Origin of the sequence: Enterococcus sp. MSG3290 (assembly GCF_050555565.1) — a bacterium.
Classification (GTDB): domain Bacteria; phylum Bacillota; class Bacilli; order Lactobacillales; family Enterococcaceae; genus Enterococcus_B; species Enterococcus_B faecium.
Genome location: NZ_CP187862.1, coordinates 578,297 through 599,633 on the forward strand (window position 1 = coordinate 578,297; position 21,337 = coordinate 599,633).

At 38.0% G+C, this 21,337-nt stretch carries 21 protein-coding genes; 18 read left to right on the top strand and 3 right to left on the bottom strand.

Going from position 1 to position 21,337, the window contains the following annotated elements:
- Window positions 1-25 precede the first annotated feature (25 nt).
- From IGL31_RS02665 to IGL31_RS02710, 10 genes are all read left to right on the top strand, one after another.
- Window positions 26-1,891: a beta-glucoside-specific PTS transporter subunit IIABC gene (locus IGL31_RS02665; protein ID WP_002318720.1), complete on the top strand. Its 1,866-nt coding sequence runs from the start codon at window positions 26-28 to the stop codon at window positions 1,889-1,891.
- Between the two features lie 13 nt (window positions 1,892-1,904).
- Window positions 1,905-3,347, top strand: a complete 1,443-nt coding sequence (locus IGL31_RS02670; protein ID WP_002291139.1) for a glycoside hydrolase family 1 protein — start codon at window positions 1,905-1,907, stop codon at window positions 3,345-3,347.
- Window positions 3,348-3,454: 107 nt separating this feature from the next.
- Window positions 3,455-4,156 (top strand): GntR family transcriptional regulator, encoded by a 702-nt coding sequence (locus IGL31_RS02675; protein WP_002291138.1) that lies wholly within the window; start codon window positions 3,455-3,457, stop codon window positions 4,154-4,156.
- A gap of 542 nt (window positions 4,157-4,698) precedes the next feature.
- On the top strand, window positions 4,699-6,039 hold the full coding sequence (locus IGL31_RS02680) for a PTS sugar transporter subunit IIC (RefSeq protein WP_002323610.1): 1,341 nt from the start codon (window positions 4,699-4,701) through the stop codon (window positions 6,037-6,039).
- A 25-nt stretch (window positions 6,040-6,064) separates the two neighbouring features.
- A complete protein-coding gene (locus IGL31_RS02685; protein WP_086299857.1) occupies window positions 6,065-7,153 on the top strand; it encodes a DUF871 domain-containing protein in 1,089 nt (362 codons plus the stop codon).
- 8 nt (window positions 7,154-7,161) lie between these two features.
- Window positions 7,162-8,274, top strand: a complete 1,113-nt coding sequence (locus IGL31_RS02690) for an amidohydrolase/deacetylase family metallohydrolase (protein ID WP_002291135.1) — start codon at window positions 7,162-7,164, stop codon at window positions 8,272-8,274.
- Window positions 8,258-9,355, top strand: coding sequence for a DgaE family pyridoxal phosphate-dependent ammonia lyase (locus IGL31_RS02695; protein WP_086299856.1), 1,098 nt, complete (start codon window positions 8,258-8,260; stop codon window positions 9,353-9,355). The genes IGL31_RS02690 and IGL31_RS02695 overlap by 17 nt, the downstream gene beginning before the upstream one ends.
- Before the next feature lie 13 nt (window positions 9,356-9,368).
- The gene (gene dagF, locus IGL31_RS02700) at window positions 9,369-10,109 is read left to right on the top strand and encodes a 2-dehydro-3-deoxy-phosphogluconate aldolase (protein WP_002306070.1); all 741 of its coding nucleotides are present in this window, start codon (window positions 9,369-9,371) and stop codon (window positions 10,107-10,109) included.
- A gap of 10 nt (window positions 10,110-10,119) precedes the next feature.
- Window positions 10,120-11,133 carry a sugar kinase gene (locus tag IGL31_RS02705; RefSeq protein ID WP_086299855.1) on the top strand — a complete coding sequence of 338 codons (1,014 nt, stop codon included), beginning with the start codon at window positions 10,120-10,122 and terminating at the stop codon, window positions 11,131-11,133.
- 586 nt (window positions 11,134-11,719) lie between these two features.
- Window positions 11,720-12,043: a hypothetical protein gene (locus IGL31_RS02710; protein ID WP_086299854.1), complete on the top strand. Its 324-nt coding sequence runs from the start codon at window positions 11,720-11,722 to the stop codon at window positions 12,041-12,043.
- A gap of 1,085 nt (window positions 12,044-13,128) precedes the next feature.
- Here IGL31_RS02710 and IGL31_RS02715 read toward each other — a convergent pair.
- Window positions 13,129-13,482 carry a hypothetical protein gene (locus IGL31_RS02715; protein WP_002306073.1) on the bottom strand — a complete coding sequence of 118 codons (354 nt, stop codon included), beginning with the start codon at window positions 13,480-13,482 and terminating at the stop codon, window positions 13,129-13,131.
- A gap of 1,077 nt (window positions 13,483-14,559) precedes the next feature.
- On the opposite strand from IGL31_RS02715, the gene IGL31_RS02720 reads away from it, so the two are divergent.
- The 5 genes from IGL31_RS02720 (at window position 14,560) to IGL31_RS02740 (ending at window position 17,648) form a co-directional block, all read left to right on the top strand.
- Window positions 14,560-14,781, top strand: coding sequence for a CAT RNA binding domain-containing protein (locus tag IGL31_RS02720; protein ID WP_016628078.1), 222 nt, complete (start codon window positions 14,560-14,562; stop codon window positions 14,779-14,781).
- 94 nt (window positions 14,782-14,875) lie between these two features.
- Window positions 14,876-15,325, top strand: a complete 450-nt coding sequence (locus tag IGL31_RS02725) for a PTS sugar transporter subunit IIA (RefSeq protein ID WP_086299853.1) — start codon at window positions 14,876-14,878, stop codon at window positions 15,323-15,325.
- Between the two features lie 15 nt (window positions 15,326-15,340).
- Complete coding sequence (locus tag IGL31_RS02730) at window positions 15,341-16,210, top strand: ketose-bisphosphate aldolase (RefSeq protein ID WP_086299852.1); 870 nt, start codon at window positions 15,341-15,343, stop codon at window positions 16,208-16,210.
- A gap of 12 nt (window positions 16,211-16,222) precedes the next feature.
- Entirely contained in the window at window positions 16,223-16,549 is a 327-nt protein-coding gene (locus IGL31_RS02735) for a PTS fructose transporter subunit IIB (protein ID WP_002293612.1), read from the top strand.
- A gap of 1 nt (window position 16,550) precedes the next feature.
- Window positions 16,551-17,648, top strand: coding sequence for a PTS fructose transporter subunit IIC (locus IGL31_RS02740; protein WP_002339057.1), 1,098 nt, complete (start codon window positions 16,551-16,553; stop codon window positions 17,646-17,648).
- A 397-nt stretch (window positions 17,649-18,045) separates the two neighbouring features.
- Here the strand turns inward: IGL31_RS02740 and IGL31_RS02745 are convergent, their stop codons facing one another.
- Window positions 18,046-18,255 carry a hypothetical protein gene (locus IGL31_RS02745; RefSeq protein ID WP_086299851.1) on the bottom strand — a complete coding sequence of 70 codons (210 nt, stop codon included), beginning with the start codon at window positions 18,253-18,255 and terminating at the stop codon, window positions 18,046-18,048.
- A gap of 240 nt (window positions 18,256-18,495) precedes the next feature.
- On the opposite strand from IGL31_RS02745, the gene IGL31_RS02750 reads away from it, so the two are divergent.
- The 3 genes from IGL31_RS02750 to IGL31_RS02760 are packed head-to-tail and all read left to right on the top strand — an operon-like array spanning window position 18,496 to window position 20,228.
- Window positions 18,496-19,071: a TIGR00730 family Rossman fold protein gene (locus IGL31_RS02750; protein WP_002293608.1), complete on the top strand. Its 576-nt coding sequence runs from the start codon at window positions 18,496-18,498 to the stop codon at window positions 19,069-19,071.
- Entirely contained in the window at window positions 19,071-19,511 is a 441-nt protein-coding gene (locus IGL31_RS02755; protein ID WP_002293607.1) for a nucleoside 2-deoxyribosyltransferase, read from the top strand. Before IGL31_RS02750 ends, IGL31_RS02755 begins: the two co-directional genes overlap by 1 nt.
- Window positions 19,512-19,526: 15 nt before the next feature.
- Window positions 19,527-20,228, top strand: a complete 702-nt coding sequence (locus IGL31_RS02760) for a deoxynucleoside kinase (protein ID WP_002293604.1) — start codon at window positions 19,527-19,529, stop codon at window positions 20,226-20,228.
- A gap of 487 nt (window positions 20,229-20,715) precedes the next feature.
- Here IGL31_RS02760 and IGL31_RS02765 read toward each other — a convergent pair whose 3' ends face one another.
- Window positions 20,716-21,141, bottom strand: a complete 426-nt coding sequence (locus IGL31_RS02765) for a hypothetical protein (RefSeq protein ID WP_002293832.1) — start codon at window positions 21,139-21,141, stop codon at window positions 20,716-20,718.
- Between the last annotated feature and the right edge of the window lie 196 nt (window positions 21,142-21,337).

Consider the following 21,337-nt stretch of genomic DNA (forward strand, 5'->3'; position numbering starts at 1 on the left):
ATAAAAAAGAAAGAAGGAAAAAACAATGGATAATCAAGCAGTTGGTCGTCGTGTATGGGAAGCGGTAGGAGGACAAAAGAATGTCAAAAGTTTAGTACATTGTGCTACGCGGTTGCGATTCAGATTAAAAGATGAATCTTTAGCAGATACGCAAAAGTTAAAAGAAGACCCGGACGTGATCCAAGTCGTCCAAAGTGGCGGTCAGTATCAAGTAGTGATTGGCAGTAATGTAGCAGATGTTTATCAATCGATCGTGGATGAGGAAGGTCTTGCAGTTTCGGAGGATGGAAAAGAAGAGTCCAAAAATATTTTGAATCGTCTAATTGATATCATTTCTAGTATATTTACACCTTTTCTAGGGGCGATGGCAGCCGCCGGGGTATTGAAAGGATTCTTGTCATTGGCAACGGTGATGGGCTGGCTGACAGCTGATAGCGGTACTTATCAAATATTGTTTGCTGCAGCAGATGGTGTCTTTACCTTCTTACCTGTCATGCTTGCTTTTACAGCAGCTAAAAAGTTCAAAGCCAACCAGTTTTTAGCAGTAGCAATTGCTATGGCACTTGTGTACCCAGCTATCACAGCAGTTGCTGGTGCGGGAGAAGCTATCAGTTTCTTTGGGATCCCAGTGATTCTTTCACCATCTGGTTATACTTCTTCTGTCATACCAATCATTCTAGCGGTATGGGTTCAAAGTAAATTAGAGCCATTCGTAAAAAAAGTGATTCCGCAATTTCTGCAAATGATTTTAGTTCCGCTTGTCGTTTTAGTAGTGATGGTTCCATTAACATTTCTTGCTTTAGGACCAATCGGGACGGTTGCCGGTAATGCTTTAGGCGGTCTCTTCAACTCGATTTATGGATTTAGTCCAATCGTAGCAGGTCTAATCATGGGAAGTTTATGGCAAGTATTCGTGATGTTCGGCATGCATTGGGGATTCGTACCAATCATGTTCTTGAATATCGAACAATATGGGTTTGATGTATTGATGCCAATGCTTCTTCCAGCCATCTTGGCACAAGGTGGGGCTGCTTTAGCTGTAGCATTGCGAACAAAAGATACGAAACTTCGAGCATTAGGGATTTCTTCTACAGTGACTTCGTTATTTGGAATCACTGAACCAACTGTGTATGGTGTGACATTACCTTTGAAGAAACCATTCATTGCCGCTTGTATTTCTGGAGGTATTGGTGGAGCTATTATCGGATTTTCCGGAGTAAAAGCTTTCTCCAGCAGTTTGGTCAGCTTATTGACAATTCCGACTTTCATTAGTACGGTGGATGGTGTAGAGTCAAATGTGACAGTAGCAGTAATAGCTACAGGAATTGCTTTTGTTCTTGCATTCGTAGGTACATTGATTTTAGGATTTGACGAACAAACACAAGACAATCAATTAGAAAACAAACATGCGAATGCAGGAGAACCGATTACTTCAGCACGGCATACCTTAAAAAGTCCTTTAACGGGTAAAGTACTGCCATTGAGTGAAGTACCAGACCAAGTTTTTTCTTCTGGCGTGATGGGAAAAGGTATCGCTATTGATCCAGAAGTAGGAGAACTAGTTGCACCTGCAGACGGAGAGATCACGACTATTTTCCCAACTGGACATGCTGTAGGGATCACAACGACTGACGGAGCGGAGATTTTGATTCATATCGGGATGGATACAGTAGAATTAAATGGGAATGGCTTTGAGATCTTAGTCAAACAAGGGGATCTCGTCAAAGCAGGAGATTTATTGATTCGTTTTGACATCGAAGCAATTAGAGCAGCTGGCTATAGCGTAATCACTCCAGTTGTCATTACGAATACTGATGCATTTGCCGATATACTTGAATTAGACCAAAAAGAGATTATTGCAAACGAAGATGTTCTAGCAATTGTAAAATAAGGAGGAAATCAGGATGCAATCACGCTTTTCAGAAAAATTTTTATGGGGTGGCGCAACCGCTGCCAATCAATTAGAAGGAGCTTATGATCGAGACGGAAAAGGGTTATCCGTTGCAGATGCTATGCCTGGAGGTAAGCAGCGCTTTGCGATTATCGGCAGTGAAGAATTTGACTGGACGATTGATCAAGAAAAATATATTTACCCGAATCATCGCGGAATCGATCATTACGATCGTTTCAAAGAAGATCTTGCCTTGTTTGCGGAAATGGGATTCAAATGTTATCGTTTTTCGATTGCCTGGACACGGATTTTTCCAAATGGAGACGAAGGTACTCCTAACGAAGCGGGATTAGAATTTTATGATCAGCTGATTGATGAGTGCTTAAAATATGATATTGAACCTGTGATCACGATTTCTCATTACGAAATGCCTCTTCATTTGGCAAAAGAATACGGTGGCTGGAAAAATCGAAAACTGATCGACTTCTATGAACGATTTGCTCAGACAGTATTAGAGAGATACAGCAGTAAAGTCAAATATTGGATGACTTTCAATGAAATCAATTCGGCCTTTCACTTTCCAGCTTTAAGTCAAGGATTAGTAAAAAGCAATGGAGCAGGAGAGTACCAAAATATTTTCCAAGCATGGCATAATCAATTCGTTGCAAGTAGCAAAGCCGTAAAAATCGGCCACGAATTGCGTTCGGATATCCAAATCGGCTGCATGATTATCTATGCAACAACTTACAGCATCGATGCCAATCCAGTCAATCAGGCAGCAACAATGATCCAAAACCAAGAATTCAATTTTTTCTGCACGGATGTCCAAGTACGTGGAGAATACCCTGCATACACAGCGCGTACCCATAAAAAATATGGAGTCGATCCGGAAAAATTAGAGCAAACGGAAGAAGACTTCCAGTTGCTAAAAGAATATCCAGTGGACTACATCGGATTTAGTTATTATATGTCTACGGCAATCAATGAGACTGATCCTCAAGCAGCAACTTCAGAAGGGAACTTGCTGGGAGGAGTAAAAAATCCGTTTCTTGAGGCAAGTGAATGGGGCTGGCAGATCGATCCAGAAGGGCTGAGAATCGCATTGAATGAATTATACAATCGTTACCAGAAACCATTATTCATTGTTGAAAACGGTCTTGGAGCCATTGATCATATGGAAGAGGATGGCACGATTATTGATGATTATCGGATCGATTATTTACGTCGTCATATCGAAGCGATGGCTAATGCAGTAGCAGATGGTGTAGATTTGATGGGCTATACGCCTTGGGGATGTATCGATCTTGTCAGTGCATCAACAGGAGAAATGAGTAAACGTTACGGCTTTATCTATGTGGATCTAGACGATGAAGGAAATGGGACACTGAATCGATCAAAGAAAAAATCTTTTGATTGGTATAAAGAAGTAATTGCCTCAAATGGCGTAAACTTGTAATTAAAGCAGCTGAATGAAAAAGAACACACTTCTCACATGTGATTTGTGTTCTTTTTTTATTTTTTATGTGCTATTCTTTTAGTAATAGTAAAGCAAAGGGTGACGTTATGAAAAGGACACGTGTACTATACTTGGAAGTCGCAGATAAAATTAAAGAAGATATTTTCTCAGGAAAATATCCAGTCGGTTCGATGTTGCCGACAGAAAGTGAATTAGAAGAACTGTTTCAAGTCAGCAAAATCACTGTCCGAAAGGCAATCGAACTGCTGGCATCAGATGAATATGTCGAAAAGAAAAGTGGTCGTGGGACGACGGTTCTAAGCAATCGTCCTTACAATCGATTATCCAAAGCGGCAAGCTTTACGCAAATCTTGGAGAACTCCCGATATGAAGTCCGGAAAGAAACGCTGGATTTGCAATTGGTCAATATAAAGAAGGAAGATCCTTTGTTTTCCTTTTTCGGTGAGCAAGCTGTTTGTTTTAAGCGCTTATATTATTTGAACAATCAGCCTTATATTTATTTTGTCCATTATCTTCCACAAGAAATGATGCAATTCAGCAGAGAAGAATTTGGCAAAGAATCTTTGTATCGTTTGCTGACGAAAAAAGGATATACTATTGACTCATTTTCTGATGATTTCTCTGCAGTATTTTTAACAGAAGAAGAACAAGGAATTCTGAAAACAAACGCACAGATCGGCATCAAACGGATACGGAAATCGTCTACGCAAATTGGGGAAATGATTGAATATTCGGAGGCGGTCTACCATACGGATCTGCATCCTTACCATATTGATTATGAAACATAAATAAAAAAAGAGGTTGTGAAAAAGCTGCCCTGCATCAAGTACTAAGAACAGCCAAACAAAAATAGCTTCTCATATTTTTCGTTTGGTTAGGCTTATTACCGCAGATGTAAGCTTTTGAACACCGTTTAAGGAAGAGGTTGTGAAAAAGTCGCTTAGTTTCGAGTATTAAGAAAAATTTTGTGAAAATGGCTTTCTACATTTTTGCATAAATTTGGCTTAATACCGAGAAACTGGCTTTTGAACACCGTTTACCAAGAGGTCGTGAGCTTGCCCTTCAGCTCCGAGTCACAAGGAACAATTTCAAAAAACAGCTATTCATGTTTTTGAATTGGTTGGACTTATTACCGCAGATACACGGCTGTTTCTGGATTACCACTTATTCTGGATAAGGGAGTGTGGCACGACTTTTGTCATATCTCCTTTTCTTTCTAAAAAGAAAACAGCAAAAGAAGGAGAGATTGTTAGAAAAGCGTTTACAATTAACAGAGAAGTGTGTTACTATTCACTTGTAAACATTATAATGTTATAAAAGGAGAAAGAAGATGGATAAATTTATAGGAATTATCGAACAAAAAATCATGCCCGTAGCCAATCGTATTGGTACTCAGCGACATATGACTGCCATTAGAAAAGGAATCATTGCCACTATGCCACTGACAATCGTAGGATCATTTTTTACAATTTTACTGAACATCCCAATTGAATCAGTTGCAGCAGTCATTGAGCCATACCGTGAGATATTAGATATTCCTTTTCGCTATACTGTTGGTATCCTTGCTCTTTATGCGACATTTGGGATAGCTTCTTCTTTGGCGAAAAGCTATCGACTCGATTCCCTAACAGCAGGTATCTTGGCATTAATGTCTTTTCTGATCGTGGCAGCTCCTCCTACACGTATTTTAGAAGATATGGGGGAAGTCACAGCCGGACGTTACATCAACATTGCTAATCTAGGATCGGGCTCATTATTTGGAGCTATCGTGACAGCAATTATTTCAGTAGAAATTTACCGGTTTTTTATTGAGAAAAAAATAACCATCAGAATGCCAGATGGTGTACCGCCGGAAGTAACAAATTCTTTTGTGGCATTGATACCAGGAGCAGTTATCTTGATTTTCTTTTGGATCATCCGCCATATGCTTGGGTTCGATTTAAATGGATTCTTGAGTCAACTACTTATGCCTTTAAAAGGTGTATTAGCGGGTAACAGCTTGTTTGGCGGTCTTTTGACTGTCTTCCTGATTTGTTTCTTCTGGGTATTAGGAATCCATGGCCCAGCGATCATGGGTCCGGTTATTCGTCCGTTTTGGGATATTTCGATTGCTGAAAATATTGATGCGTTTAATGCAGGGACAAGTGCTAACGCCATGCCGAATATTTTCACTGAACAATTTCTACAATGGTTCGTTTGGATTGGCGGAGCAGGAACCACTCTTGCGTTAGTCGTCTTATTCATGTTTTCTAAATCCAAGTATTTAAAAAGCTTAGGACGTTTGTCCATTCTGCCGGGTTTGTTCAATATTAATGAACCAATGATTTTTGGTGCACCAGTAGTGATGAACCCAGTTTTAGGAATTCCATTTATTCTTGCACCTCTTGTGACGACGACTCTGTCTTATATTCTCACTGTCAGTGGTGTCGTGCCAATGATGGTTGCGCGTCTGCCGTTTGCGATGCCTGCGCCGATTGCTGCTTGGATGAGCACGAACTGGAGTATTGCAGCAGGATTATTGGTTATTGGTAATTTCTTGATTACTTTGGCTATTTATTATCCATTCTTCAAAGTGTTTGAAAAACAGCAATTAGCCAGAGAAGCAGAGGAGCAAGCGAAAGAGCAAGCAGATCTCACTCTGACAGATGGCGTCACCGAAGAACGACTATAATTGAAAAGAAAGAAGAGAACAAATCATGAAACGTTCATTAGGCATTTCCCTTTACCCAGACCACAGTGATCCTCAAAAAGATCGTGAGTATATCGAAACAGCCCATCAATACGGATTCAGCAGGATTTTTATGAGTATGCTTGAAATCTCGGAAGATCCGAAAGTTGTTCAGAAAAAATTCCAGCAATTGATCTTTTTTGCAAAAGAGAGAGGATTTGAAACGATATTAGATGTTTCGCCCGCTATTTTTGAACAACTGAATATTTCTTATGACGATTTAGGATTCTTCCATAAATTAGGAGCAGATGGTATTCGTTTAGACTTAGGATTTGATGGAAAAAAAGAAGCACTTTTGACTTTTAATCCTTATCAATTGGCCATCGAGTTGAATATGAGTAACGATGTCGCTTATCTAGAAAATATCTTGACACATCAGGCGAATACATCTTTTCTATATGGCTGTCACAATTTTTATCCGCAAGAAGGAACCGGTTTACCGTATCATTTTTTCCAATCTAGTAGTGAACGATTCAAAAAAAACGGTATTCGAACGGCAGCCTTCATTACCTCACAATCAGGTAGAATCGGACCATGGGATATCAATGATGGACTGCCTACTTTAGAAATGCATCGCCATTTCTCTGTAGAAACAGCAGCTAAGCATTTGTTTGCCACAAATCTAATTGATGATATAATTATTGGAAACGCATACGCAAGTGAAGAAGAATTGAAGTCATTAGGGCATTTGGATCGTTACCAGACTGTTTTTAGGGTCGAGTTTGTTGCAAATATAAATGAGGTGGAACGGCAAATCGTATTGGAAGAGCAGCATGTTCGTCGAGGGGACATCACAGATCAAGTGATACGATCAACGGAAGTTCGAAAAAAATATCAAAAATATGAAAACAAAGCACATGATACCGAGTTTGAATTTGTCGTAGGAGATGTTGTCGTTGGAAATGACCGTTTTGGCAAATATAAAAACGAGCTGCAAATTGTTTTAGAGCCCCACAGTGATCCGCGAAAGAATAAAGTAGGGCATATTATTCAAGAAGAATTGATCTTGCTGCCATTCATTCATCCATGGTCTAAATTCAAATTTATAGAAAAGTAGGAATGATTATGTATGATTTAGTCATTAAAAATGCAAGAAAGTTTAACGGGATGACCTTCGATATCGGGATAACCAAAGGAAAGATCTGCGAAATTGCACCTCTCATCACAAAAAAAGCTCGTCAGAAAATCAGCTTGACCCCTCAGCAATATTTGTCGGCTGGTTGGATCGACGATCATGTTCATTGTTTTGAAGAAATGACCCTGTATTATGATTATCCAGATCAAATCGGCGTGAATAAAGGTGTGACAACAGTCATCGATGCGGGGACGACTGGGGCAGAAAACATTGCTGATTTTTATGAACATGCTAAACAGGCAAAAACAAATGTCTATGCGCTTTTGAATATCTCAAAATGGGGAATCATTGCACAAGATGAACTAGCAGACCTAAACAAGATCCAAGCTGATATGGTAAAGCAAAAAATCGAGGAACTGCCGGATTTCATTATTGGTCTCAAAGCACGGATGAGCAAGAGCGTAGTGGGTCAAAACGGCATCACTCCGCTACAGCTAGCAAAAAGGATACAAAAAGAAAACCATCAGCTTCCTTTGATGGTTCATATCGGTTCTGCTCCGCCAAATTTGTTGGATATTTTAGCTTTACTGGAATCAGGAGATATTATGACTCATTGTTTCAATGGAAAAACAAACGGGATCTTGGAACAGAAAACGAAAAAAATCAAACAAATAGCTGTAGAAGCAAAAAATCGAGGAATCATCTTCGATATTGGACACGGGACGGATAGTTTTAATTTCCAAGTTGCAGAAACCGCCTATCACCAAGGGATAAAAGCAGATACGATCAGCACAGACATCTATATTCGTAATCGTAAAAACGGTCCAGTCTACGATTTGGCCACAACAATGGAAAAATTGCGGCTTGTCGGATATACGTGGGAAGAAATCATCGAAAAGGTGACGGAAGTTCCAGCACAGAATTTTCACTTGAAGACGAAGGGACAAATCAAAGAAGGCTTTGACGCTGATTTTACTGTTTTTGAATTGATCAATCAACCTAAGGAACTAATCGATTCCAATGGAGAGAAAAGACAGTCAAATCAGCAAATCAAACCAGTACAAACGATTATCGGAGGAAAAAGTTATGCATGCGAATCATGAGAAATTTCAGCTGAAAAAAGTAATCAATGCTTCAGGAAGAATGACGATTCTAGGAGTCTCGACCCTCTCAGAGACAGTTCTTGACGCGCAACGTTTTGGTGGCCAGCATTTTTTTGAGATGGAAGAATTAAGCATTCAAACAGGAAAATATTTAGCCGATTTGTTAGAAGTAGAAGATGTCCAGATCGTTTCATCCGCATCTGCAGGAATCGCTCAATCGGTAGCTGCTGTTATAGGTAAAGGAGAACTGTATCCCCTTTATCATCCTTATGCAGAATCCATCAAAAAACGACAAATCATTTTGCCAAAAGGACACAATGTAGATTACGGCACGGCTGTGGAAATCATGGTACAGCAAGGAGGCGGTCAGGTAGTCGAAGCAGGTTACGCTAATATGTGTACGCCGGAACAGATCGAAATGATGATCACAGAAGAAACAGCAGGGATTCTCTATATAAAAAGCCATCACACGGTACAAAAAAGTATGCTTGACGTGTCAGAGGCAGCACAGATTGCCAAAAAGCACCAGCTTCCGTTAATCGTTGATGCTGCGGCAGAAGAAGATCTGAAAAAATATGTGCAGTTGGGCGCTGATCTAGTTATTTATTCAGGGGCAAAAGCGATCGAAGGACCAAGCGCCGGAATGGTGATTGGAAAAAAAACTTATGTTTCATGGGTTCGGATGCAATCAAAAGGAATCGGACGTTCTATGAAAATCGGAAAGGAAAATATCCTCGGTTTTGTCCAAGCAGTGGAAGACTATTTGAATAAAGGCAGTGAGTCTGGCCTTACAATGAAAGAAAGACTACAACCGTTCATCGAACAACTCAATCAGATCGATCATTTGGAAGCTAAAATCGTTCAAGATAGCGCAGGTCGAGAAATCTATCGAGCAAGTGTGAAAGTTTCAGGAGATCAATCAGCTAAACAAGTGATTAAAGCATTGAAAGAAAAAAATCCTGCCATCTATACAAGAGAATACCAGGCAAACAACGGCATCATTGAATTTGATATCCGTTCCGTCAATCAACAGGAGATGAAGAAAATCATCGATCGCTTAAAAGAAATCTTGAAGAACTAGGAGAGAAAAAGGAATGAGATTAAGTCCCAATTATTTAAAAGATAAGATATGTCTAAATGTGTTAGCAAATTCTGTAGAAAACGCAAAAGAATGCTATGAGGCCGCGGAAGGCCATATTGTTTTAGGGGTTCTTTCAAAGAACTTTTCTGACGACGAAACAGCTATTGCAGAAATGAAAAAATACCAGCAAGCAACAAATAATGCCTTATCTATCGGTCTAGGCGCGGGAGATCCAAACCAGAGCCAGATGGTCACTCGTTTAGCCGAAGTATTGCAGCCTCAGCATGTCAATCAAGTCTTTACAGGAGTAGGAGCTTCCCGAGCTGTATTGAAACAGACAGAAACGGTCATCAACGGTTTGGTTTCTCCCACGGGAAAAGAAGGATATGTCAACATCGCAACTGGTCCTTTAAGTTCACAAGGACCTGCTGGAGTCGTGACACTTGAAACAGCTATTCGATTGTTGAAAGATATGGGCGGCAGCTCAATCAAATATTTTCCTATGAAGGGACTTGCTCATATCAAAGAATATAAAGCCTTAGCAGAAGCTTGTGCTGCCAATGATTTTTATTTAGAGCCAACTGGTGGAATCGACCTTGATAATGTAGAAGAAATCGTACGGATCGCAATAGACGCAGGAGTGAAAAAGGTCATCCCTCATGTATATAGTGCAATTATCGACAAGGATACAGGTAATACACGCCCAGAAGAGGTACGCCAACTGTTGCAATTGATGAAAAAAATCGTGGAATAAGGTGAGAAGAATGAAAATTGGTGCATTTGGGGAAGTCATGCTGCGACTCACGCCTCCAGAACATTTGATGCTGGAACAAACCCATACCTTACGCATGGCTTACACAGGGACTGGCGTAAATCTAGTAGGGAACCTTGCCCATTTTGGTGTTGAAAGTTATTTACTGACGGCTCTGCCAGACAATCGTCTAGGAAAAGCAGCACTCACTAATTTGAACGGACTAGGTATCCAAACGAAGTATGTGATCCATCAATATCAACACATCGGGACTTATTTTGCAGAAATGGGGTATGGTGTCCGTCCGACAGAAGTCACTTATCAAAACCGAAAACATAGCTCATTTGGTTTATCTGTAATAGAGGATTATGACTGTGCAGCATTTATTGATGAGATCGATTTGATCCATATCTGCGGGATCAGTTTAAGCTTATCTGATGAGACGGCTGAAACAGCTATCCAGTTAGCAGAACAAGCACATAAAGCAGGGAAAAAAGTTTGTTTTGATTTCAATTATCGTCCTAGTTTGAATCAAGAAGATGGAAAAAAAGAACAGATGAAGAAGCGTTATCATTCAATGTTACCTTATTGCGACATCTTGTTTGGCTCAGTTAGAGATCTGACAGAACTGGTGCAGTGGGAGGAAACAGACAATGTAGAAAACGAACATGATCCTATTTCTTATATCCAGTCCTTTATGAATCACTACGATATCCAGTGGTTTACTGGGACGAGGCGAGAAAGTGTGGATGGAAGAAAACAGTTAAGTGGTTACTTGATCACACAACAAGAAGCAGAGAAAACAACAGTTTATCCCTTGGATGTACTTGATCGAATCGGGGCAGGAGATGCATTTGCTGCTGGAATCTTACTCGGTTTCTCTGAGAAGTGGTCCTTACAGAAGACCGTTTATTTTGCCTTAGGAAATGCTCGATTAGCTCATTCGATCCAAGGAGATGTTCCGTTAACGACAAGAGTACAAGTCGAGCGTCTGCTGAATGATCCTGAAACAGACTTGATCCGTTAAGTATACCAATCAGACAAGGTGAAAAACTATCTTACATCGAGTATCAAAAAAGCTCATGACGAATTTTGGTCATGGGTTTTTTCTTTTATTTGAGTCTTTGCAAATAAAAAATCATATAACGAAGAGTACAGAAAAAGAGACATGACACATGAGGTCCGTAACCATAAAATTTTACACTAGGTATGCTGGAAGATTCTAAGAAAACACTCGAGAAGGTTTGATACTATCTTACTAAAATAGGAAAAAGTCAAATTTCCCCCTGTTAGATTTTTGATATACACCGATACAGATAACAAACCAACTTATTTGTAAACTTAAACAAAATTCATGGGTAATTAATGTTTGATAGTTACAATGAGGACTATAAAAATTATCGAGGTGGATAAATGGAATGATTTAAAGTATCGTAAGCTTAGAATATACTTATCAACACACATATCTTACGGGGAGATTTAAGTCTGCCATCAAATAAACACAGAGAACTATGATGAAATCATTGAAAGTGTTAAAATTCCCTTTTTGAATAGAAAACCATTTGAAACAATCCATGTAAGATATAAAATTCTTAATTAAAAGAGGAGAAAAAATGAAAAATAAAAAAAAGAAACTCAAAGGAATGAAAGCAAATGATCTTTTAGTAGGTATTTTGGTTGTTATTGTATTCATTATGCTAGTTCTAAGACATACAATATTCAAAAACAGCCAATTTGATTTTCTTCCGCTGGTTTCATTTATTGTTGTATTAGGGATTCTTATTGTTAGTTTCATAAACGTAGAACCTTCGAAAAAACATGAGGTATTCGTTGAAAAGGGCCTGGGATTTGGGTATACTATCAATCCTAGAAATCTGTTTGGACTGTTTCTCTATATTATTTTGCTAGTAGCAACTATATTGCCTTACTTTATATAAAGTAAGCTTTTAAGTCTCCAAAAATTGTAAATCATTTATTAATAAGAGCATACAAAACTCAACCATGTAGATATATAGCGTATGTAATCTAAAGAAATCAATTTAAAGATAAACGTAAAGTATGACGCTAAGAGGGAACTGTGACAAAAGTCTTGTCGCAGTTCCTTTTTCCGAATAAACGGTGTTCAAAAGCTTGCATCTGCGGTAATAAGCTCAACCAAACGTAAAATATGAGGAACTATTTTTGTTTGGCTGTTCTTATTACTTGATGCAGGGCAGCTTTTTCATAACCTCTGATACACGGTGTTCCAGAAGTAACTTCTTCGAAAAATAAGCCGAAATTTCACAAAAATTTGAAAAGCAATTTTCGTAAATTCCTTCTTATTTCTTGAAGCTGCCCACTTCTGTCACAACCTCCATCCATTATGAAAGGAGAACACTGCAAGCAGAACTACGGTCTTCTGTATGATTCAAAGAGATGTCGATTTTCAAAGTTTGAAACATAATCTAAAAAATAAATATCTCTATTATCTAAATGTTCCTGTTCGATTCCTTGTTGGATTCTAAAGTCAATAGCTAATAAACTGCAATTTGTTTCCATGATCCCCAGTGACGCTTCGAATATAATATAAATTGTTCCTTTCTTTAACCTAGGGAGTGTGATTGGATTTTTTGCATATGACTGACAATATATTTTGCTTTTTGAGTTGTTTTCTACATAAAATAGGTGAAATTCTATTGTTTTTTCTTTTCGAACATAAATCGAGTTAACAACATTGGTTTTTAACATTTCAAGATGATCTTTATAGATTTTGGAAATAGGGACCTCATTTACATCTACATTTCTTTTAATGTAATTAATGGTTTTTTTCTTTTTTTCACGCAGTGTATTTTTTCTTTATATTTTTCAAAAAGAAAATCCGTATCTAACAATATTCCTTTTCAAATAAGTATATGGATCTGGTCAATATAACTTACATAAGGATTGTTAAATAGTAGTTTGGTAATAATCGTTTTTTAGTAACGTAGCAAATATTCCCTAAAAATTAATAGCTGTTTGCTATGGTGGTAATAAACTCAAAGATCTATAACACAGGATCATTCAATTTGTAATGATTATATTTCGAAAAGGCTTCTATCTTATCGAAAATGCTATCTACGTCAGCTGTCGCTAAATCCTGATAAGGGATGGAAAGCCCATTTTTTTTGATCTCATCATTCATATAAGCTTGATCCATTTCATTGTACATAATCAAATCAGCTTGGGGAATATCAGTAGTAATATCGTAGCTAATGATTGAAAGGTCCCATTCGGGTTCAACTTTTATACGTAATTGTTCCTGAAGCTTCTTTGATCTACTCCAGATCATACCGGCTCCGCTACTCTTAAGAATTCCCCCTCTTGTGTTTACCGAATAAATCCATACCAGCTTTTTCATACCTTTCACTCCTTAATACTTTTATTGTGTCTATATAATATAAGTAATGTAGTATATACTTTAATACTCTTGAACTTGATAGTTATCTTCAGTTAGCAGAGAAGATCATTATCTGTTCGTTTAACCTAATCATAGACCACTCTTGGAAATAATCAAGTTGTTCGTATACCAGTATACTTTTTCAACATACTGAGTTGAGTACTGACTAGCTATAAATTACTAATTCTATAATTTCATTAACAATAGTAGCTTTAGGGAGCTTAAGACGTATCTCTTGAAGTTTCTTGCGAATAAATTTTTTATAAACTGTGAGGGGAGCTAACAAAATGGCTAAACACACGACACTTTTCCTTGTTTACGGTGTTTGCATAAGATTTGCATAAGAGGAGAAAAATTATTATGTAGCAAAAAAAGCAGGTCCTTATCAGTAGCGCTTTGACTTAAGGTGTAGCCAAGAATCAGGAAAAGGATTGGCTAAAAAAGTATGATCACCAGAAGTTTTGGATGGATGAAATGCCGTACCTCTCATCTTGAGACTGTTAGAAGAAAGAAAAAAAGAGAAGGGGCACTAGAAACAAGTATATTTCGTGAATGAATCGTAAAAGAATAAGAAATATTGTTTTTACAAAAACCTGACCGAAAAACAGTACACATTTTCGTATTTTTTCGTTTTTTCTTGACTACTGATGGCGCTATCAGTATCATAAATGGCAGATAGACACAGCCAAATAAAAAAGGCACCTCTGCTTCTAGTGGCAGCTAGAAGCAGAGACCTTGAAAAGTCATCACACGTGACCGTCCAAGTTTGCCATAGTCAATGTAAATACATCAACCTTGTTTATTGTATCGAATCTAAAAGGAGAAATCTACCCTTTAGAGGAGAAATTTTAACAAAATGTATGCGTTTTATTTGCTGAGCAAAAGGTATTGGACGTTTGTGTTCAATACCTTTTTTGTCTGAACATACACCTGAAGATAAAACTGCTCTGTTCGAAGATCTCTTGTGCTTTTAATAGAGCTATAGCCAGCAGAATCGATCAGTGTAAAAAGATGTTTTTTCGTCAAAGGAACTAGCCTTTGCGTATCTTATTATGGAAGCAGATTTTATTTGGCTGTTTTCTATCGCTGAAAGGAGAGGAGCAACCGATGCAAGTGATCGCTATTTTGAATCACAATGCTATCATTGCGAAATCAGAGGAAGGGGAGTGGGTGTTGATCAAAAAAGGAATAGGCTTTGGACGCAAGATCGGGGATCCAATCAATGAAAGAGATGTGGAAAGTGTCTATCAAAAAATTTAAAAATCGGGGAGTCACTGTTCAACAGGCTTGACCCATTTCGCTTCAGCGGAATGCGTCAAGCCTGTTTTTTTGAAGGGAGGAAATACCGCTGGAATTGACTCAAGTCATTTATGAAGAGTTGCTGATCATTCAGTCAAAAGCACAAACGAAACGCCAAATCTTAAAAGAATTAACAAAAATTATGACAGATAAAGGCGTAATAACTGATACAGAAAGTTTCTTGGATGATGTCTATCAAAGAGAAGAAGAAGGAGCAACAGGAATCGGACAAGGGATTGCTATCCCTCATGGTAAATCACCAAGTGTCCGGCAGACAGTGATCGCAGCTGCTACTTTAGCTGATCCGATTCCATGGGAAACATTAGATGATCGTCCTGTAGAAATCGTGATTTTATTTGCTGTACAAGAAGGTGACAAAAATAAAGGGCATCTTCAGCTTTTGCAAAAGATTGCCGTACTTTTGGCAAGAGAGAGGTTTATCAAAGAACTGAAAAAAGCTGCTTCAATCGAGGAATTATATATATTATTGACACAAAATGACTAGGAGGAATGATGACTTATGTTAGTAACAGGAAAAGAAATACTAGCCGTAGCGAAAGAGAGAAGCTTTGCCGTTCCTGCCTTTAATGCAGGTTCTGGGCAATTATTGAACGCAGTGATAGAAGCTTGTGAAGAAGCAGAATCTCCTGTTATGATTGCAATCCATCCAGAAGAACTGAAATTTTTGGCAGACAGTTTCATCGCTCAAGTGAAATATGCAGCTGAGCAGACAGATATTCCCGTATGTATCCATTTAGACCATGGTGATGAATTCAAACAAATTATTCATGCCATCCGCTTAGGTTTTACTTCTGTTATGATCGATGCATCCCATCAATCGTATGAAACAAATGTCATGTTATCTAAAAAAATAGTAGAAGCTGCTCACGCTGTTGGTATTTCTGTAGAGGCCGAGCTGGGGACGATCGGAGACACAGGTAATACTGTAGAAGGCGGTGTCAGCGAGATTATTTATACGGATCCGTTAACAGCACAAGCATTCATTGAGGAGACCGGAATCGACAGTTTAGCGATCGCTATTGGAACAGCCCACGGGATCTATCCTAAAGAACTCAAACCCAAGCTTCGCTTCGATATTTTAGAATCGATTCGATCATTGACTACTATTCCTTTAGTCCTTCATGGAGGATCAAGCAATCCAGATGAGGAGATTCGTCAGGCAGTAGAATTAGGAATAAATAAAATCAATATTTCCAGTGATATCAAAATGGCATTCGCAGAAAAACTCCGAGATATCTTGAACTCAGGAGATTTAGAGATACGTGAACCGAATATGCTGTTTCCGCCTTGTATGGAAGCTGCAAAACAGGTTGCTTTAGATAAAATTTATTTATTCCAATCAGATGGCAAAGCAAAATACTATATGTGAGGGGGCAACAAAATGAAGATCGTAGGAATCGCAGCTTGTACCGCGGGGATTGCACACACGTATATCGCAAAGGAAAAACTGCTTCAAGCAGCAGAGAGCCTTGGACATGAAATCTGGATTGAGACACAAGGTCTTGCTGGAACACAAGAGCCACTAGAGCAAAAGTGCATTGCTGCTGCAGATGTCGTGCTTATTGCAGCAGATATCAAGGTAAACGGAAAAGAGCGTTTTCGTGGAAAAAAAGTAGTCGAGGTACCAACTAGTTTAGTTGTCAAATCTCCGAGAAAGCTGATCGAAAAATTAGAAGAGATGCTGAATGAAAGAATGGAAGGGGAATAAGATGGAGATACTGAAATCAATAGGCTTCAAAAAACATTTAATGACGGCGATCTCTTTCTTTTTACCTATCGTCGTCGCTTCCGGATTCTTGCTAGCTATCGGGAATATGATGGATGGAGTCACTATTGAATCATTCACAGATGGGTTTTCTTTTGCAGATACGATGACAACGATGGGAGGATATGGTTTAGGTTTATTACCAATGATTGTTTCCTGTGCCATTTCTTATTCAATAGCAGATAAGCCTGGTATTGCCCCTGGTTTGATTACTGGGATGACCGCTAGTGGGATTGGAGCGGGATTTTTAGGTGGAATGGTTGGCGGATATTTATCTGGATTAGTTGTTATTGGACTAACGGCAGGAATCAAAGTACCTAAATGGATGGATGGTCTAATGCCGACTCTGGTTTTACCATTTCTCAGTTCTTTTATTGGAGGATTGGTCATGTATTACGTGATAGGGACACCTATTAATTGGATTACAGAGATGGTTACAGGTTATCTAAGTAATTTAGATACTTCTTCGTTATTTTTATATGGTGCAGTAATTGGAGTATTATCATCAATCGATTACGGTGGAGCAATCAACAAAGTAGTATTTGCTTTTGTTTTTGCTTTGTTTTCAGAAGGAATCTATGAACCAATCACTGTATTGATTTTAGCTTCGATGGTAACCCCATTCGGCTTGACGATCGCTTATTTCTTAGGGAAAATCATTCGTAAAAATATATTCAATCGTCAAGAAATCGATACATTGAAGACCGCTTTTCCTATGGGGATCTGTCAGATCACAGAGGGATGTTTCCCTATCGTATTGAACGACTTGGCACGCAATGTCATAGCAACGGGAGTCGGTGGGGCAGTAGGTGGCGGATTAAGCATGCTTTGGGGCGCAGATAGCCGTATTCCGGCATCGGGAATGTTTGCAGTCGCTACGATGACCAGACCATGGGCATTCATTGGTGCATTGTTAGCTGGTTCTTTTGTCACAGGAATAACCATTTTATTATTGAAAAAACCAGTAGATCCGAATGCAGAAATCATCCAAGAAGAAAAAGAGGAAGAAGACATATCTTGGGATGATTTGACAATTAGTTAGGAGAGGCAGAATGGATTACAAGAAAAAAGTACAATAGATGTACCTTGAGGCAGGAATGGTATGAAAGAATCAGAGTTAGAAAGAATCGAATATACAGATTTTGGTTTAGGAGCGATCGAAACTGTCCAGAGCATCGGCACCCTCCTTGAAATGACGATGAAGGAAAAATGAGAACCTTTCGTTGTCGAAAAGGTCTGGTATACCTTATGTCGAAGGAAAGGAAACAAAAAAACTTTCCTGTACTATTCCAAAAAGGAAAGAAAGTTATTATACAGTAAAAAAAGAAATTATTCTTCATGCTAGAGATCAATACACGATCGAGCCCAATATCAAACACTAGTTCCAGGCAGGCGCAACAGGTGCGGTTATCACTGAATTTTCTTCCAGCAGTGACGATTCAAGTGATATTTTTACAAATCCAGCTATTTATCGTTAACAAAAAGATTTTTAGGAGAAGCTGATGAACAAAAATGATCAAATTTTGATCGTTTAGTTCGTCGGCTTTTTTATTTAGAGAAACATCATTTATCAGTGAAACATAACACGAGAACAAAATGATTTTTTCATTAATAAAAGAAACAAGTATTTGTTGTTTAAAATAATGCACGTTATTGGCATATAGGACGAAATCCCAGTATCTTCTATAAGTAAGTCATTTCATATCGATGAAAACACGTTATTTATTTTTATTTTATCTATAAAATAGCTGAAAAATGATTTTTTCCTAAATACTATATATAGTGGTTTCTATCCTATATACCACTAAAAAACTACAAAATCTAGTCTTTTATTTTAAAAAAACACGTGTAGAATAAAGATAGACTTTTGAGTTAGGGAGTGTTTTTTTATGAAACTTACTGTTTTTTGCGGTTCCCGTTTTGGTAATAAAGAAAGTTACAAATTTATTGCGCAAACGTTAGGAAAATACATGGCACAAGAAGAAATCGAACTGGTTTACGGTGGTTCATACTCCGGGATTATGGGAGTGATTAGTAAAACAGTACTGGAAAATAACGGAAAAGTCACAGGTATCTATCCGAATGGGCTTTTTGAAACTGAATTGCCTGGAAAAGATGTTACTACATTTATTCCTACAGAAACGATCGATGAAAGAAAGGTATTATTATTTGAAAAGGGAGATGCTGTCCTCGTTTTCCCTGGAGGTCTAGGTACATTGGAGGAATTCTCACAACTTCTTTCTTGGATAGCAATCGGTCTGACGCCCGACAAGCCAATCGGAATATTGAATATTGGCGGTTATTACAGCGGCTTGCAACAATTATTAGAAACTTTTGCAAAAGAGGATTTTATGGATAAAAAATGGTTGGATCAAGTAATCTTTTCCAACAATCCATTGGAACTGGTCAATGAATTACGAGCAGTATCTATTAAAAATCAGTTATTATTGAAGGAGGCAAAATAATGAGTCAAATATATTTAGCAGGACCATTTTTTTCAGAGGAGCAAATCGATCGAGTAAGTCGTATCGAAAAAGCGTTGGAGGAAAACAAAACAGTCACAAGTTTCTACTCTCCACGTCATCACCAAGAAAGCAATTATGAACTATTCAGCGCTGGATGGGCGCAGGAAGTATACGAAAAAGATATGGAAGAACTGACAAATGCAGAATTTGTTGTTGCTATCCTTGACTTTGAGCATCAAACAATCGATCCAGGAACGGCTTACGAATTAGGTGTGGCAACTATGTTGAAAAAACCGATGATCATTGTACAAGAAGAGACGGTACCTACGAACTTGATGATTACACAAAGTCTCCATACGTATTTAAAATCAGACCAAGCTGTACGTGAATATGATTTTGAAACATTGCCTGTTGAAACTTACGTAGGCGAGTACTTATAGAAGAGGAAGGGTTGTATGTCAGTGATTTTGATTTCAGGAACGATTGGTGCAGGTAAGAGCAGTTTGACGGATATGCTTGCAAAAGAGATTGATTCTAAACCATTTTATGAAAATGTCGAAGATAACGAAGTATTGCCGCTCTTTTATTCAAATCCTGAGCAGTACGCATTTTTATTGCAAATCTTCTTTTTGAACAAGCGATTTTTAGCAATGAAAAATGCTTTAGTGAACGATGACAATGTGCTAGACCGATCCATCTATGAAGATAGCCTGTTGTTCCATCTAAACGCTGATTTAGGTCGGGTAACGGATATCGAAGTACAGCAGTACGATAGCTTATTAGATACGATGCTAAACGAGTTAGATGATGTTGCTCCAAAAAAACGGCCTGATTTGATGGTCCATATCAAAGTTTCTTTGGACACGATGCTAGAACGTATCAAAAAACGTGGGCGTGATTATGAACAGCTAGAAAGCGATGAAACGTTATATACCTATTACGAAACGTTGAACACCCGCTATAATCAATGGTATGAAGATTTTGATGTATGTCCTAAAATACAAGTGGATGGGGATACATTCGATTTTGTAGAAAATCCAGAAGATGCAAAAAAGGTGATCCGTCAGATCCAAGAAAAATTAGCTGAATTGGAAGGAAAGCCTGCTGGAAAATATTTTACGGATAACCAGCATGCAAAAGGTCAAGAATTAGGCTAAAAATAAAAAACCAAACGACGGGAAAGAAAAATTACTACGTGATGTAGAATAAGCCTTTCTGTCGTTTGGTTATTTTATATTCAAATATTTGAAATAAATAAATCTTTACTCTTTGATTTGTAAACTGAAATGATCCACTGTTTGTTTTACTGATGAAGCTTGATCAAAGGAAGAAGCTGAGTTTGAAGTTCATAAAAATCAGCCATAGTGAGTTTTGCTTGATTTTGTTTATCTTCTTCTACTTTTTACATAATTTTGAACAGGATAAGATTCAAATGTTTTAAATGAATCTTTGACTAGTTTGTGACAGTTGTCGCATATGCTCAAGCTTCCTTGGTCATTAAATTCTGTATGGATATTTTTGTTGTTATTACATGTACAATAATCAGGACTATCGATCATCCATTTCGTCTCCTTTACAATCATCTTGCTTCTTTACTATAGCAGAAAAGAAGGGGAGAAACAAAAGAAGATCCAACAGACGGCACTATAGACTGTAGATGTTGCCATCCTCATCCTTCAAACGGTAATTACCGATTTTTGTAAATATGACTGTTGTTTCTTTTTTATTTTCTTTTCCTGAAATAATATATTCGTCATCTTTGGTAGTGATCTTGATATCTGTCAGCACTGTTTTTTCTTCAGATGATTCAGAAGAATCAGTTCCTTGTGTCTGATACGTGCGTGTCCATTCCATTTTTTTATCTGTAAATGTCAACTGTCCCGCGGATAAATCCATATCTTTACGTACTTTTAGCGTATATACACTGTTGGTGATATCTGCTTTTTCCGCTTTTAAGACAGAAGAATCGGTTGTTTCGTCCGAGGATTGGTCAGAGCCGCCAAACAAATCACAGCCAGTCAATGTCAAAAGTCCCGCAGACAAAATAAATAGTACGATTAATTTCTTCAAAATACTTCCCCCATTTGATAGGATAAAGAAATTATACCATTGGAATGTAAAACTTCAAACGGATGGAAGAGAAAAACGCACAAAACACCCACAAATAGAGTAAATTTTAGAATAAAATTTTAAAAAGGCAAAAAATCCGCCACTTTCAGAAAGCGTTTTAAAAAAGTGTTGCAATCTTTTAGAAAAATGCTATATT